Below are 14,799 nucleotides of genomic sequence, written 5' to 3'. Positions count from 1 at the left end.
CACAAGCGTGATCTCATAAAAAGCGGCGGGCCTGAGGGCCCGCCGCTTTTTTGTACATCTTTTGCGCTTGAGGGGCGTGCCTTCTTGCGAGGGCACGCCTGTCGCCATCAGTCGATGTAGTCGAATACCTTGACGATACGCTCCATGCCGCCGGCGTTGGATACCACATTGACCGCACGGTCGGCCTCGGCGTGGGTCACCAGGCCCATAAGGTAGACGGTAGCGTTCTCGGTGACTACGGTGATGCGGCCGGAGTCGACCTGATCGCTGGTGGCGAGGGCGGTACGTGCCTTGGTGTCCAGCCAGGCGTCGTTGAGGCGCTGACTGGTGGGCAGGTTGGCCGCCACGCTGAGTTCATTGTGTACCCGGCGAACGTTGCGCACCTGGCTGACGATCTCTTCGGCGCGCTGCTTGAGCTCTTCGCTGGGGACCTGACCGGTCAGCAGTACCACGCCGTTGTAGCTGTCGACGTTGATCCTGGCGTCCTTCAGGCGTGCATCGACGCGTCCCAGGTTGTGGGCGGCCTTGGTCTCGATGCTCTCGTCCTCGACGGTCGCGCCCAGGGTGCGCTCGCCGTAATCCTCGTCGATGGTGCCAGGGTTGGTCACCGAGGTTACGGTGGTGCAGCCGGCCAGCAGGGCGGACAGCAGCAGGGCGGTCATCAGGGGGCGTGTCGAACGGGAATCGCGTTGCGTCATGTTATTCACTCGCACCAAAGAGTTGTTCGTCGATAAGGTCACACAGGCAGTGGATCACCAGCAGGTGAACCTCCTGAATACGGGCCGTGGAGGTGGCCGGCACCCGGATCTCGCAATCGTCCTGTCCCAGCAGGGAGGCCATGTTGCCGCCGTCCCGTCCAGTCAGGGCCACCACCGTCATGTCACGGTCATGAGCGGCCTGGATGGCCTGGATGACATTGGCCGAGTTGCCGCTGGTGGAAATCGCCAGCAGCACGTCGCCAGGCTGGCCCAGAGCACGCACCTGCTTGGAGAACACCTCGTTGTAGCTGTAATCGTTGGCGATGGAGGTCAACGTCGAGGTGTCGGTGGTCAGGGCCAGGGCCGGCAGACTGGGGCGCTCGCGCTCGAAGCGATTGAGCAGTTCGGAGGAGAAGTGCTGGCTGTCGCCGGCGCTGCCGCCGTTGCCACAGGCGAGAATCTTGCCGTCGGTGACCAGGCTCTGGACCATCATCTGGCTCGCGACCTCGATGAACGGTGGAAGCACTTCGCTGGCGTAGGTCTTGGTGTCGATACTGTCGTTGAACTGTCCGAGAATTCGGCTCTGGAAATCCATGCTGCCTTCCTGGTCCATGGGGGCTCGCCGGGAGCCCGCTGTGTCAGTTTGCTTCGAATGCACCGGCGATCCACTGGATGTCGAGGCTCGGTGACGAGCCGGTAACGGCCAGGACATCGAAGCGGCAAGGACATGATAGCCCGTTGCGGTGGAGATAAAAACGCGCCGCCCGGATCAGGCGGCGTTGTTTGGTGATGGTGATGGTTTCTGCAGGATGGCCGTGGCGGATGCTGCGGCGGTGGCGCACTTCGACGAACACCAGGGTCTCGCCGTCGCGCATCACCAGATCGATCTCGCCTCCCTTGGCGCGCTGGTTGCGCGAGATCGGTATCAGTCCACGCTGGCACAGCCAGGCCTCGGCGTGACGCTCGATGGCCTGGCCGCGGGCGACGGCGTCTATGGCGTCAGGGCGCCGCATCACCGAGGCCGTCACTGAACACGGGTGCCGGCACGCCGCTGCTGAACTGCGCCCATGGCAGTTCGCGGTAGATGCGGCCATCGCCGGCGGCGCTCAGGGTGCCGGTCGCGCCCTGCATGCGTGAACCCGGCAGGGCCTGGATCTGCGGCATGCGGCGTGCCAGTTCGTAGGCGTCGACGCCCATCGCCATCAGGCGGAAGATGGCTGGCTTGTCTTCGGCCTTGAGCTCTTGATAGGTGTCGTAGAAGGGGAGAGCCTCGGCCCCGCCCACGGCGGCGTCGGGAATGTTCCAGGGGATATCGGGGAACTGCACGCCGTCGAGGTCGCGGTCCAGGCGCGACTGAGGGGTGCCTTCGTAGAGGTGTGAGGTGGCGTACACCGGCAGATCGGAGGCCGAATAGTATTCCAGTGTCGGCGGCACCTGGCGGGCGAAGTCCGGCAGGGCCAGCAGGAACAGCATGTCCGGACGCGGGTTGCTGATGGCGCGGCGGGTGCTGTCGGTGGCCGAGGCGCCGGGGTTGTAGCGCACCGCCGTGGCGATATCGCCGCCCAGTTCGCTCCAGGTGTTCCAGAAGGCTTCGCCGACCCGCTGACCCCAGTCGTTGTCAGGTACCAGCATGGAGGCGCTGCGGTGGCCGTCCTGCCAGCCGCGGCGGGCCGCCTGGCGGGCTTCGTCTTCTGCCGACAGGCCGTACTCGTACAGGTTCTTGGTCTGGTTGGAGGCGGACTGGCCGTAGTTCAGCGCCAGGGTCGGCAGGGGCACCTCGGCGCGGCTTTCGAGACGAGTCACGTCGCTCTTGTCCAGCGGGCCGATGACCACCTGGGCGCCGCTGCTCTGGGCCTGCTGATAGAGTTCGTCGAGATTGCCGTTGGAGGCGTCGAAGAAGCTGAGCTGGGCCCCGTTTCCGCCGCCGTTGACCACATTGGCCTGGTGGCTGCGAATTCCCTTTTCGATGGCGTCGGCGACGCCGGAAAGCGGGCCCGACTCGGGCAGCAGCACCGCGATGCTCTGCACGCTCTTGCCACGCAGTTCACGCAACTGGGTGATCTGGGTAGGCAGGCGACGGTTGGCGGGGTGGTCCGGATTGGCCACGCGCCAGTCATCGAGACGAGCGAATAGCCTCTGGATGTCACCGCCGCTCTGGTTGACCAGGCGGGTCAGCTCGAGCCAGCCGGTGACGATGGCGTTGTCGGGCTCTTCAAGTGCCTCGAGCTGGCGGCCGTTGAGTGCGCTCAACTGGTCCCAGATGGCGTCGTTGATGTCCTCGCGGCCGGTGGCGCTCTGCACCTGCATCAGCAGGCGAGCCGACTCGAGAGGTTCGCCCAGCTGGCCCAGCGCCAGCCCCTGGCGCAGGCGCAGCAGATTGGCTTCGTCGTTGGGCAGCTGCATCTCGTCGAGCACGCTGGCGGCTCTGACGACCGCCTGGGGATCGCCCTCACTGTCCCCCAGTTCGGACAGCAGCAGTGCCCACTGACGCCGGCTGTCGCCGGAGAGCTGGCTGTCGTCCAGGCTGTTGAGGACTTCCAGTGCCTGGGGGCGGCGTCCGGAGCGTGCTAGGATGTCGGCCGCCCTCAGCCGGGTCTGTGCCGCTTCGGCGCCTTGTTGCTGGGCGGCTTGCGCCAGTAGTTGGTCCGGGTCGTCGTCCATGGCCCGCTGTACGATGCTCGGCGTGAAGCTGCAGCCGGCCAGCGTGATGGCCAGTACAGCGGCGGCCACGGGGCCGCGAGTCAAAGTCCTCATGAATCCTTCCTTGTCCGTGTTCCGGATGGCAGCCCAGGGAGCCAAGATGTCAGAAGCGAAAGCTGGTTCATTGTACGTGGTCGCCACGCCAATTGGGAATCTGGAAGATCTCAGTCCCCGCGCCGCCCAGGTGCTGGGCCAGGTGGCGTTGGTCGCGGCGGAGGATACTCGCCACAGTGCCCGCCTGATGCGTCATCTCGGTCTGTCGCCGGCGATGATTTCCGTGCACGACCATAACGAGGCGTCCCGGGTCGAGACGCTCAGGCAGCGGCTCGCCCAGGGCGACGATGTGGCGCTGATCAGTGATGCCGGTACTCCCTTGATCAGCGATCCCGGCTATGTCGTGGTGCGTGAGCTCAGGGCGGCGGGTTTTCGGGTGGTGCCGATCCCCGGTCCCTGCGCACTGGTCACTGCGCTGTGTGCCGCCGGGCTGCCTACCGATCATTTCAGTTTTCATGGCTTCCTGCCGGCCAAGGGTGCGGGGCGGCGAGCGCGCATCGAGGCCTGGAGGAATTCACCCGTCACCCAGGTCTGTTACGAGTCTCCCCATCGTATCCGCGACACCCTGGCCGATCTGGCCGCCGTACTGGGCGAGCGCAGAGTGGTGCTCGGGCGTGAGTTGACCAAGACCTTCGAGACCTTCCTCGACGGCAGCGCCGCCGAGCTGCTGACACTGATGGAGTCTGACGCCGATCAGGCACGTGGCGAATTCGTGGTGATGGTGGCCGGGGCCTCGGGGCCGGCACCGGACCAGCGAGCGGTGGATGATGAAGCGCTGCTGCGCGCGCTGCTGGCCGAAGGAGTGGGGGTCAAGCAGGCCGCGGCCGTGGCCGCGCGCGTGCTCGGCGGGCCGAAGAAACAGTGGTACGCCCAGGCGCAGGCGTTGAAGGACGCCGATTGAATCCAGCCGCTGGTGCACTGGAGGACGCCCTGTGATCGTCGCTGCAAGGCGGGGATTGGGGGCGTCGAGAGGGCATCAGGAGCGATCGCCTGAAGAGGCTGGGGGTTGTCCCAGGCCCGTCACGGCAAGGCGGGGATTGAGGGCGTCGAGAGGGCATCAGGAGTGATCGCCCGAAGAGGCTGGGGGTTGTCCCGGGCCCGTCACGGCGAGGCGGGGATTGAGGGGGTGGCAGGGCGCTGGTATGCTTGCCGCGGGAGTTGGCCAGACAGTCGCCGCCGCTTGATGCGGGGGAGGAAAGTCCGGGCTCCATAGGGCGGAGTGCCAGGTAACCCCTGGGCGGCGTGAGCCGACGGAAAGTGCAGCAGAGAGTAGACCGCCTACGTCTCCCTCGGGAGGCCGGCAAGGGTGAAAGGGTGCGGTAAGAGCGCACCGCGCGCCTGGCAACAGTGCGTGGCACGGTAAACCCCACTCGGAGCAAGACCAAATAGGAACCCGTTGGCGTGGCCCGCGCTGGGTTCGGGTAGGTTGCTTGAGGGCAGTGGTGACACTGCTCCTAGAGGAATGACTGTCCTCGACAGAACCCGGCTTATCGGCCGACTCCCCATTTTTCTTGCGCGCTCGGGCCTGGCTCGAGCGGCGCGATCACTAGTTTGTGCGGCCAGGAGTCCAGTGGCGTGAGGGTTTTCCACCGCTGACGGCGCTGATGGCTGGCCGCGCGTAGGAACACCGCCGTCGAACGAGACCCGCATGCCGTCACCTTCCCCTGAATCCTCCGTGCGCGGCTTCGCTCATGAAAGCGTCCTGCTCGACGGTGCCGTCGACGCCCTGGTGCATGATCCCGCTGGCGTATATCTGGATGGCACCTTCGGACGAGGCGGTCATTCCCGCGCCATCCTTTCCCGCCTTGCACAAGACGGTGGCCTGCTGGCCCTTGATCGCGACCCCCAGGCGATCGCCGAGGCGGCCAGCATCGATGACCCACGCTTTACCATCGAACGTGCCGAGTTTGCGCGGCTGAGAGAGGTCGCCCGCGATCACGGCCTGGATGGCAAGCTGTCCGGTATCCTGCTCGACATTGGCGTGTCCTCCCCTCAGCTTGACGATCCCGATCGCGGTTTCAGCTTTCTGCGCGACGGCCCGCTGGACATGCGCATGGACCCGACCCAGGGCGAGAGCGCGGCCCAGTGGATTGCGCGTGTGGGCGAGGCCGAGATGGCTTCGGTGTTCAAGCGTTACGGCGAGGAGCGCTACGCTCGTCGGCTGGCGCGGGCCATCATCGCTCGGCGCCAGGAACGGCCTTTCACCCGCACGGCCGATCTTGCCGAGGTGGTCAAGGCCGCCCATCCCGCCTGGGAGAAGGGCAAGCATCCTGCCACTCGCGTGTTCCAGGCCATGCGTATCGAGGTCAACGGTGAGCTCGATCAGCTCGATCTGGCGCTGGAAGCCGCGCTGGAGGCACTGGCGCCCGGGGGGCATCTGGTGGTGATCAGCTTCCACTCGCTGGAGGATCGACGGGTGAAGCGATTTATCCGCGATCACGTCAAGGGCGATACCCAGGTGCCCCGGGGAATACCGCTGCGCGACGATCAGATCGCGCGACGGCTGGAGTCACTGGGCAAGGCGATGAAGGCCAGCGCCGAAGAGGTCGAGGCCAATCCACGCTCCCGCAGCGCCGTCATGCGCATGGCGCGCAAGCGCTACTGAGGACCTTCCATGGCTCAAGGACGACTGGATATCAACGCCTTTGGCTGGCCGCTGCCGCGCACCATGTCGCCACGCCTTTTGCTGGTGGTGGCGCTGCTGCTGGCATGCCTGGTGTCGGCGCTGGCGGTGATCAGCGTCAGTCACCAGACTCGCCAGCAGTATGCTCGGCTCCAGGAGCTGGAGCGTGAACAGCAGCAGTTGCAGACGGAGTGGGGGCAGTTGCTGCTGGAGGAGAGCGCCTGGTCGACGCCGTCGCGTGTCGAACGCCTGGCGGTGGAGCGTCTGGAGATGCGGCTGCCCGATATCCATGACATCGAGGTGATCACGCCATGACCGCGGAACTTCCCCGGGGCGTGACACCTCGCCGCCCGCCGCCGATGGAACCGATGGGGCGGGCGCGCTACGTGGTGATGATGACGCTGATCCTGCTGGGCCTGGGTCTGCTGGCCGGGCGGATCGTCGATCTTCACGTCATCGATCGCAACTTTCTTCAGGTGCAGGGGGACGCCCGTACCCTCAGAACCGATCCGATCCCCGCCCACCGGGGCATGATCTCCGATCGTCACGGCGAACCGCTGGCGATCTCGACCCCTGTGGTGACGCTTTGGGCCAACCCCCAGGATCTGCCCGCCGACGACATCCAGCGGTTGCGCCTGGCCCAGGCGCTGGGCCAGGACCTCGATGCCCTCAACGAGCGTATCGACCGCTACAGCGAACGGGAATTCATGTACCTGCGTCGGCGCATGACCCCGGCCCAGGCCGAAGAAGTGCTCAAGCTGCGGGTGCCTGGCGTCCACGCCCGGGAAGAGTACAAGCGCTACTATCCTGCCGGCGAGGTGACCGCCCAGCTGCTGGGGGTCACCAACGTCGATGACCAGGGCCAGGAAGGACTGGAGCTGGCCTATCAATCCTACCTGTCCGGTGAGCCCGGCAAGCGCCGCGTGCTCAAGGACCGCCGTGGACGTCTGGTGCGCGATCTGGAGGTGCTGCAGGAGGCAGAGCCAGGCGGCAACCTGACGCTGTCCATCGACCAGCGCCTGCAGTACATGGCCTACCGTGAGCTCAAGGCTGCCGTGGATGAGAACGACGCCGACGGCGGCGTACTGGTGATGATGGACGCGCGCAGCGGCGAGGTGCTGGCGATGGCCAACCAGCCCTCCTACAACCCCAACAACCGCGCCGGCCTGGACCCCCAGGGGCTGCGCAACCGTGCCATGGTCGACGTGTTCGAACCGGGCTCGGTGATGAAGCCGCTGGCCATGTCGGCGCTGCTCGAGACCGGTCGCTTTCCACGTGACACCGTGGTGGATACGTCGCCGGGCTGGATGCGAATCGACCGCTACACCATCCGCGACGTCTCCAATAACGGCGAGTTGACCCTGGCCGGGATCCTGCGCAAGTCCTCGAACATCGGCATGGCCAAGCTGACCCTGCAGCTCGACGACCCGGTGGTGCCAGATCGCTACCGCGCGCTGGGATTCGGCCAGGCCCCGGGCACCGGCTTCCCCGGAGAGGCCACCGGCAACATGCCGGCGCCGGCGGTGTGGTCGAGCAGCCAGTGGGCCGCGCTGTCCTACGGTTACGGTCTGTCGGTCACCGCCTTGCAGCTGGCCAGTGCCTATACCTCCATCGCCAATCATGGCGAACGCCTGCCGCCGTCGCTGCTGCGCCTCAACCGCGCCGCCCAGGGCGAGCCGGTCATCGAGCCCGAGGTCGCCGACCGCGTCCTGGCCATGATGGATGAGGTGGTGGCACCAGGCACCGGCGCCCGACGCGCGCTGGTGCCCGGCTACAGTGTGGCCGGCAAGACCGGCACCGTGCGCAAGAGCGGCAGCGGTGGCTACGAGCAGAACGCCTACCGGTCGTTGTTTGTCGGGATTACCCCGGTCTCCGATCCACGCATCATCACCGTAGTAATGATCGACCATCCCCGGGGCGACGCCTACTACGGCGGCGCCATCGCTGCCCCGGTGTTCTCGCGGGTGGCGGGCAGTGCCCTGCGCATCCTCGACGTACCGCCGGATCGCCCCGAACAGGAGGGCGACAGCCCATGACGCAGAAGGCGACGGAATCCGCCATGACCTTATCCCTGGCGCGTCTTGACGACGTGCTGACCCAGTTCTGGAGCGAGCTTGCGCCGAACGCCGCGGTCGCCGGCGAGGTGGCGACCTGGCTCACTACCGACAGCCGCGAGGTGTCGCCCGGCGCGACCTTTGTCGCGATCCCCGGCGTCGCCGCCGATGGCCGCGACTACATCGACAAGGCACTGGATGCCGGCGCCTGCCTGGTGCTGGCGGAAGGTCCGCAAGACGCCCCGCCGCGGGTCGATGGTCGCGTGCTGTGGCTGCCCGGGCTGCGCGCCCGACTCGGCGAGCTCGCGCGCACCCTGTATCAGGTGCCTGATGGGCTCGAGCTGATCGGTGTCACCGGCACCAACGGCAAGAGCTCGGTGACCCACTATATTGCCGAGCTGTCCCGCGCGACGGGCAGCGACTGTGGCCTGATCGGTACCCTGGGTCACGGTCGCCCGGGTGCCTTGACCCAGGGCATGCTGACCACCCCCGAGCCACTGGCGCTGCAGCGCCAGCTGGGTGAGCTCGCCGACCAGGGCATCACTCGGGTAGCCATGGAAGTTTCCAGTCACGCCCTGGAGCAGGAGCGGGTGGCGGGCTGTCGCTTTACTGCCGCGGTGTTTACCAACCTGAGCCGCGACCACCTCGACTATCACGGCAGCATGATCGCCTACGCCGCCTCCAAGGCGAAGCTGTTCAAGCGCCCGGAGATCAGTCTGGCCGTGGTCAATGGCGACGATCCCCTGGCTCGACTGATGCTGGCGGGCATCGGCGAGGGCACCCGGGTGCTGGCCTGTGGTGAAGACGATGCCGTCTCGCTCAGGGCGCTGGATGTCGAGCCCGACGTCGGTGGGCAGCGTGCGCTGATCGCCACGCCGGAAGGCGAGAAGGTGGTGGTGCTGCCGCTGCTTGGTCGCTTCAATCTCGACAACGTCCTGCTGGCCATGGCCACCCTCTACGGTCTGGGTGTCGGCATCGACGAGCTGGTGACTGCCGCCGCGACCCTGACGCCGGTGCCGGGACGGATGCAGGCGTTGACGCGGCCCGGGGCTCCCACCGTGGTGATCGACTACGCCCACACGCCGGATGCGCTGGACAACGCCCTGGCGGCGCTTCGCGCCCACCTGCCCGGACGCGGGGCGCTGTGGTGCCTGGTCGGCTGCGGCGGTGATCGCGACAGCGGCAAGCGCCCGCTGATGGCCCAGGCGGCCGCAGGCCAGGCCGATCGAGTGGTGATCACCGACGACAACCCCAGAAGCGAGGACCCGGACGCCATTCGCCAGGCGATGCTCGCGGGGCTGGAGGGCCAGGCCCGCCAGCAGGCATGGAACATCGCCGGGCGCGGTGACGCCATCGCCCGTACCATCGCCGAGGCGAGCGCCGATGACGTGATTCTGATCGCCGGCAAGGGACACGAGGCCTACCAGGAGATTCAGGGCGTGCGCCACGACTTCTCCGACCTGGCCGAGGCCGAAGCCGCCCTGGACCAGCGTCGACAGGGGCGGGACCAATGAGCGCGCCAGGGCTCGCGTCGCTGGGGTCGGTGTGCCGGGCGCTGGGTGTCGATGAAGAGGGCCGCGGCGTTCAGGGGCTTGCCAACTCGCCGATAGCCGCCATCGTCACCGACACCCGTCGGGTGGCGGCGGACACCCTGTTCGTGGCCTTGAAGGGCGAGCGCTTCGATGCCCATGACTTTATTGCCAAGGCCCGCGAAGGCGGTGCCGTGGCGGCGGTGGTCGAGCACCCGGTGGACGACCCCTTGCCCCAGTTTGTGGTGGGCGATACCCGCATGGCGCTGGGGCTGCTGGCCCGCGAGCGGCGCCGGGCCTGGGGCGGTCCGCTGGTGGCGGTGACCGGCAACAGTGGCAAGACCACGGTCAAGCAGATGCTGGCGACATTGCTGGCTCGTCAGGGCGAGACCCTCGCCACCCACGGCAACCTCAACAACGATATCGGCGCGCCCTTGACGCTGCTGGCGCTTGCCTCGGATCACCAGAGAGCAGTGGTGGAGCTCGGCGCCAATCACCTGGGCGAGATTGCCTGGACGGTAGCGCTGGCCGAACCCCAGGTCGCCATCATCACCAATGTCACCGGGGCCCACGTCGGCGAGTTCGGTGGCATGGGGCGCATCGCCCAGGCCAAGGGCGAGATTCTCGGCGGACTCGGCCCCGAGGGCGTCGCCGTACTCAACCGTGACGACCGCTACTTCTCGCTTTGGCAGCGCCTGGCGTCGCCCCGTGAGGTGATCGATTTCGGACTGACGCCCGAGGCGCGCCTCCATGCCGGGGAACTGGTCTGCGATACGCTCGGGCGCTATGCTTTCACGCTGACTTTCGACGCTCAGGTGCTGGGGCGTGTCGAGCTGCCGCTGATGGGTCGTCACAACGTGTCCAATGCCCTGGCGGCTGCGGCAGGGGCGCTGGCCATGGGACTTCCCGCCGCCGACGTGGTGGCGGGGCTTGGCGAGGTGGTGCCGACGCCGGGACGCCTGACCGTGGAGGAGGGGTTACGCGGTGCGCGGCTGCTCGATGATACCTACAATGCCAACCCGGGGGCGATGAAGGCGGCCATCGACGCCCTGCTGGGACTGCCCGGCCCGCACTGGTGCCTGCTCGGCGCCATGGGAGAGCTGGGTGAAGCGTCTGCCGATCTGCACGCAGAGATCGGACGCTACGCGCGGGAACGCGGCATCACATTTCTCGGTACTCTGGGCGAGGCGGCCGAGACCGCCGCCCGAGCCTTCGGCGAAGGCGGGTACCATTTTTCTGATCAGGCGGCGATGGTCCGCCATGTGCGTCAACATCTGCCCGAGGCGGCCAGCGTGCTGGTCAAGGGCTCCCGCGCCGCGGGGATGGAAGGCGTCGTGGCGGCCTTGCGGCCGGATGTTTCAAGGTGAACCTGATACATGTTGCTTTTCCTGGCTGAATTGTTGGCGAACTATCAAAGCGCCTTCAACGTCTTTGGATACCTCACCCTGAGGATGATTCTGGCGACCATCACCGCGCTGGTGCTGTGTCTGTGGTTTGGCCCCCTGATGATCCGCCGTCTGGTGGAGCGTCAGATCGGCCAGGCGGTGCGCGACGACGGTCCCCAGTCCCACCTGTCCAAGGCCGGTACGCCGACCATGGGCGGCGCCATGATCCTGATGGCCATGGCCGTCAGTACCCTGCTGTGGGGCGATCTGACCAACCATTATGTGTGGGTGGTGCTGGTCGTCACGCTGGGCTTTGGCGCCATCGGCTGGGTCGACGACTATCGCAAGGTGGTGGAAAAGAACCCGCGCGGACTGCCGGCTCGCTGGAAGTACTTCTGGCAGTCGGTGATCGGCCTGGGGGCTGCCGTGGTGCTCTACCTGACCGCGGCCTCGCCGGTGGAAACCAGCCTGATCCTGCCGCTGCTCAAGGACTTCGTGCTGCCCCTGGGTGGCTTCTACATCCTGCTGGCCTACCTGGTGATCGTCGGCTCCTCCAACGCAGTCAACCTGACCGACGGCCTCGACGGCCTGGCGATCATGCCCACGGTGATGGTCGCCATGGGCCTTGGCGTCTTCGCCTACGCCAGCGGCAACGCGGTATTCTCCGAGTACCTGCAGATTCCGATGATCCCCGGTGCCGGCGAGCTGGCGGTATTCTGCGCCACCATTTCCGGCGCCGGACTCGGCTTTCTGTGGTTCAACACCTATCCCGCCCAGGTGTTCATGGGTGACGTCGGCGCCCTGGCGCTGGGTGCGGCCCTGGGCGTGGTCGCGGTGATCGTGCGCCAGGAAGTGGTGCTGTTCATCATGGGTGGCGTCTTCGTCATGGAGACCATCTCGGTGATCCTGCAGGTCGGCTCCTACAAGCTGACCGGTCGTCGTATCTTCCGCATGGCGCCGCTGCATCACCACTTCGAGCTCAAGGGCTGGCCCGAGCCTCGCGTGATCGTGCGCTTCTGGATCATCACCGTGGTGCTGGTCCTGCTGGGTCTGGCCACCCTCAAGATCCGCTGAGGTGGCCATGGACGCCAGTCAGGATGTGCGACTGCCGCAACGCCATGTCGTGCCCGCCCACCTGAGCGTGGTGGTAGGGCTCGGCCTTTCGGGGATGGCGATCTGTCGCCATCTCAAGCGTGAAGGCCGCGATTTCATGGTGGTGGACACCCGCGAGGCACCGCCGGGACTCGACGTCTTCCTGGCGGACTTTCCGGGGGTGCCGGTGCGCCTGGGGCCGCTCGATGGATTGGTGCTGGACGACGCGCGGGAGGTGATCCTGAGCCCCGGCATCGACCCCCATCAGGCGTGCTTCGAGGCGCCGGCCAGGCGCATCGATCCAGACACCGGCGAGCCCCGTCTGGTGGGTGAGATCGCGCTGTTCCGGCGGGCCTGTCGCGCGCCGCTGGCGGCCATCACCGGTGCCAACGCCAAGTCCACCGTGACCACCCTGGTCGGCGAGATGGCCCGCGAGGCGGGGCGGCGGGTGGCCGTGGGGGGTAACCTCGGTACCCCGGCGCTGGACCTGCTGGTGCAGGAACCCGAGGCGAATCTCTTTGTGCTGGAGCTGTCCAGCTTTCAGCTCGAGACGACCCCGTGTCTGGGGGCCGACAGTGCCGCCTTCCTTAACCTCAGCGAGGACCACCTCGATCGCCACGGCGACATGGCCGGCTATCGCCGCGCCAAGCTCGCGATCTTTCGTGGTGCCAGGCACGCGGTGGTCAACGCCGAGGACCCCCTGACCTGGCCGGACGAGGCGTTGCCTGCACTGTCACGCTTCGGCGTGACGGCGCCGCAATCCGGCGACGACTGGGGCGTGGTGGAGCACCAGGGCGAGCCCTGGTTCTTCCACGCGGACCAACCACTGTTGCCGGTGGCTCGCATGCGCCAGAGTGGCCGTCACCACCAGGCCAATGCGCTGGCCGCCCTGGCCATGGGGCAGCGTCTGGGCTTTCCGCTGGAGGCCATGGCCCGGGTGCTCGAACGTTTCAGCGGGCTTGCCCACCGCAGCGAGTGGCTCGCCACCATCGACGACGTCGACTGGATCAACGACTCCAAGGGCACCAATGTGGGCGCGACCCTGGCCGCCATCGCCGGACTCGGCCCGACCCTGGATGGGCGTCTGGTACTGCTGGCCGGTGGTGTCGGCAAGGGTGCCGATTTCTCGCCGCTGGCCGCCCCCCTGTCGCGCTACGCCCGTGAGGTGGTGCTGTTCGGCCGCGACGCCGAGGCGCTGGCCCAGGCCCTGAAGGGCGCGGTCGCCATCACCCGCGTCGACGATCTGGACGCCGCCATGTGTCGCGCACGGGAGGTGGCCAGGCCCGGTGATGCGGTGCTGCTGTCACCGGCCTGCGCCAGTCTCGATCAGTTCGTCAACTATCAGGCCAGGGGAGACGCCTTTCGCGCCTGGGTGCAGGATCTTTCCAGCGGAGCCAAGCCATGAGCCGTCTCGCCCGATCTCGCCAGCGCCTCGGTGCCCTGCGCGAGCGTCTTTCCACCCGCGACCATGCCTTCGATGGCTGGCTGGTGGTGGCTACGCTGTCGCTTCTGCTGATCGGCTGGGTGATGGTGACGTCGGCCTCCACCGAGGTGGCGTCGAGCCTGACCGGCAACGCCTGGTACTTCAGTATTCGCCACGGCATCTTCGTGCTGGGCGGGTTGACCGTGGGGTGCCTGGCGCTGCGCGTCCCCCTGGCCTGGTGGAAGGCCAATGGCCCGCTGCTGCTAGTGGTGGGACTGGTGCTGCTGTTGCTGGTACTGCTGGTGGGGCGCGAGGTCAACGGCAGCCGCCGCTGGTTGTCGATCCCCGGGGTGCCCTTTAATCTACAGGCCTCGGAGGTCGCCAAGCTCTGCTTGATCGCTTACATGGCGGGCTATCTGGAACGCTTTCTGCCACAGGTCAGGCGTCAGTGGGGGGCCTTTCTTCGCCCCTTGGTAGTGGTCGGAGTGGTGGCCGTGCTGCTGATCCTCGAGCCCGACTACGGCGGTGTGGTGGTCATGACCAGCTGCGTCATGGGCATGTTGCTGATGGCCGGGGCGCCCTGGGGGCGCTTTCTGCTGTTGTTCGTGCTGGTGGGAACCCTGGGTGCCATCCTGGCGGTGGCCGAACCTTACCGCATGGCGAGACTGACAAGTTTCATCGATCCCTGGGCGGACCAGTTCGCCAGCGGTTACCAGCTGACCCAGGCGCTGATCGCCTTCGGTCGCGGCCACTTGATCGGCATGGGCCTCGGCAACAGCGTACAGAAGCTGTTCTACCTGCCGGAGGCCCACACCGACTTCGTCTTTGCGGTGCTCGCCGAAGAGCTCGGCATGGTCGGCGCGATCGCCGTGGTCGGCCTGTTCGCACTGCTGGTGTGGCGGGCCATGGCGGTTGGGCGTCGGGCCGAGCTTGCGAGGCTACCGTTTGCCGCCTACCTGAGCTATGGCATCGCCCTGGTGATCGGCGCCCAGGCCTTTATCAACATCGCGGTGAGTACCGGCATGTTGCCGACCAAGGGGTTGACCCTGCCGCTGTTGTCCTACGGTGGGTCGAGCCTGGTGGTGAGCTGTATCATGGTGGCGTTGTTGCTGCGGGTGGACATCGAGACGCGCGAGCGCCAGCGTCGGCAGTCGCCGGCGGCGCGGCGTGACCAGGCCCGCGAAGCGCCCAGGAGAACCAAGGCTGCAGGAGTGAAGCCGTGAGTGACACACAGGGAAGGC

13 protein-coding genes and 1 other RNA gene are annotated in these 14,799 nt (G+C 66.9%); 10 read left to right on the top strand and 4 right to left on the bottom strand.

Features of this window, described 5'->3' with window-relative positions:
* Positions 1 to 107 precede the first annotated feature (107 nt).
* Genes NFI08_RS09630 through NFI08_RS09615 form a run of 4 tightly spaced genes read right to left on the bottom strand, consistent with a single transcriptional unit; the run spans position 108 to position 3,452 of the window.
* Positions 108 to 698 carry a BON domain-containing protein gene (locus tag NFI08_RS09630; protein ID WP_108132656.1) on the bottom strand — a complete coding sequence of 197 codons (591 nt, stop codon included), beginning with the start codon at positions 696 to 698 and terminating at the stop codon, positions 108 to 110.
* Between the two features lies 1 nt (position 699).
* Positions 700 to 1,293, bottom strand: coding sequence for a phosphoheptose isomerase (locus NFI08_RS09625; RefSeq protein WP_045993370.1), 594 nt, complete (start codon positions 1,291 to 1,293; stop codon positions 700 to 702).
* A gap of 43 nt (positions 1,294 to 1,336) precedes the next feature.
* On the bottom strand, positions 1,337 to 1,711 hold the full coding sequence (locus NFI08_RS09620) for a YraN family protein (protein WP_349588969.1): 375 nt from the start codon (positions 1,709 to 1,711) through the stop codon (positions 1,337 to 1,339).
* Positions 1,698 to 3,452: a penicillin-binding protein activator gene (locus tag NFI08_RS09615; RefSeq protein WP_286984883.1), complete on the bottom strand. Its 1,755-nt coding sequence runs from the start codon at positions 3,450 to 3,452 to the stop codon at positions 1,698 to 1,700. Before NFI08_RS09615 ends, NFI08_RS09620 begins: the two co-directional genes overlap by 14 nt.
* A gap of 46 nt (positions 3,453 to 3,498) precedes the next feature.
* On the opposite strand from NFI08_RS09615, the gene rsmI reads away from it, so the two are divergent.
* The 10 genes from rsmI (at position 3,499) to ftsW (ending at position 14,781) form a co-directional block, all read left to right on the top strand.
* The gene (rsmI, locus tag NFI08_RS09610; RefSeq protein WP_286984884.1) at positions 3,499 to 4,353 is read left to right on the top strand and encodes a 16S rRNA (cytidine(1402)-2'-O)-methyltransferase; all 855 of its coding nucleotides are present in this window, start codon (positions 3,499 to 3,501) and stop codon (positions 4,351 to 4,353) included.
* 253 nt (positions 4,354 to 4,606) lie between these two features.
* Positions 4,607 to 4,958, top strand: an RNA gene (gene rnpB / locus NFI08_RS09605) — RNase P RNA component class A.
* A 142-nt stretch (positions 4,959 to 5,100) separates the two neighbouring features.
* Positions 5,101 to 6,057, top strand: coding sequence for a 16S rRNA (cytosine(1402)-N(4))-methyltransferase RsmH (gene rsmH / locus NFI08_RS09600; RefSeq protein WP_286984885.1), 957 nt, complete (start codon positions 5,101 to 5,103; stop codon positions 6,055 to 6,057).
* A 9-nt stretch (positions 6,058 to 6,066) separates the two neighbouring features.
* Positions 6,067 to 6,390 (top strand): cell division protein FtsL, encoded by a 324-nt coding sequence (ftsL, locus tag NFI08_RS09595; RefSeq protein WP_052704393.1) that lies wholly within the window; start codon positions 6,067 to 6,069, stop codon positions 6,388 to 6,390.
* A complete protein-coding gene (locus tag NFI08_RS09590; RefSeq protein ID WP_349588965.1) occupies positions 6,387 to 8,111 on the top strand; it encodes a peptidoglycan D,D-transpeptidase FtsI family protein in 1,725 nt (574 codons plus the stop codon). Before ftsL ends, NFI08_RS09590 begins: the two co-directional genes overlap by 4 nt.
* Positions 8,112 to 8,134: 23 nt before the next feature.
* The gene (locus NFI08_RS09585) at positions 8,135 to 9,643 is read left to right on the top strand and encodes a UDP-N-acetylmuramoyl-L-alanyl-D-glutamate--2,6-diaminopimelate ligase (protein WP_349588963.1); all 1,509 of its coding nucleotides are present in this window, start codon (positions 8,135 to 8,137) and stop codon (positions 9,641 to 9,643) included.
* A complete protein-coding gene (locus NFI08_RS09580; RefSeq protein WP_286984888.1) occupies positions 9,640 to 11,025 on the top strand; it encodes a UDP-N-acetylmuramoyl-tripeptide--D-alanyl-D-alanine ligase in 1,386 nt (461 codons plus the stop codon). The genes NFI08_RS09585 and NFI08_RS09580 overlap by 4 nt, the downstream gene beginning before the upstream one ends.
* Positions 11,026 to 11,034: 9 nt before the next feature.
* A complete protein-coding gene (mraY, locus tag NFI08_RS09575; protein WP_349588958.1) occupies positions 11,035 to 12,117 on the top strand; it encodes a phospho-N-acetylmuramoyl-pentapeptide-transferase in 1,083 nt (360 codons plus the stop codon).
* 7 nt (positions 12,118 to 12,124) lie between these two features.
* Positions 12,125 to 13,540 carry a UDP-N-acetylmuramoyl-L-alanine--D-glutamate ligase gene (murD, locus tag NFI08_RS09570; protein ID WP_108447964.1) on the top strand — a complete coding sequence of 472 codons (1,416 nt, stop codon included), beginning with the start codon at positions 12,125 to 12,127 and terminating at the stop codon, positions 13,538 to 13,540.
* Positions 13,537 to 14,781, top strand: a complete 1,245-nt coding sequence (ftsW, locus tag NFI08_RS09565) for a putative lipid II flippase FtsW (RefSeq protein ID WP_045993378.1) — start codon at positions 13,537 to 13,539, stop codon at positions 14,779 to 14,781. Before murD ends, ftsW begins: the two co-directional genes overlap by 4 nt.
* The last annotated feature ends 18 nt before the right edge of the window (positions 14,782 to 14,799 follow it).

The sequence above is a fragment of the Halomonas sp. EF61 genome, assembly GCF_040147045.1.
Classification (GTDB): Bacteria; Pseudomonadota; Gammaproteobacteria; order Pseudomonadales; family Halomonadaceae; genus Halomonas; species Halomonas litopenaei.
Note: the sequence above shows the minus strand (reverse complement) of the source record. Positions and strands in the feature narration are given on the sequence as shown.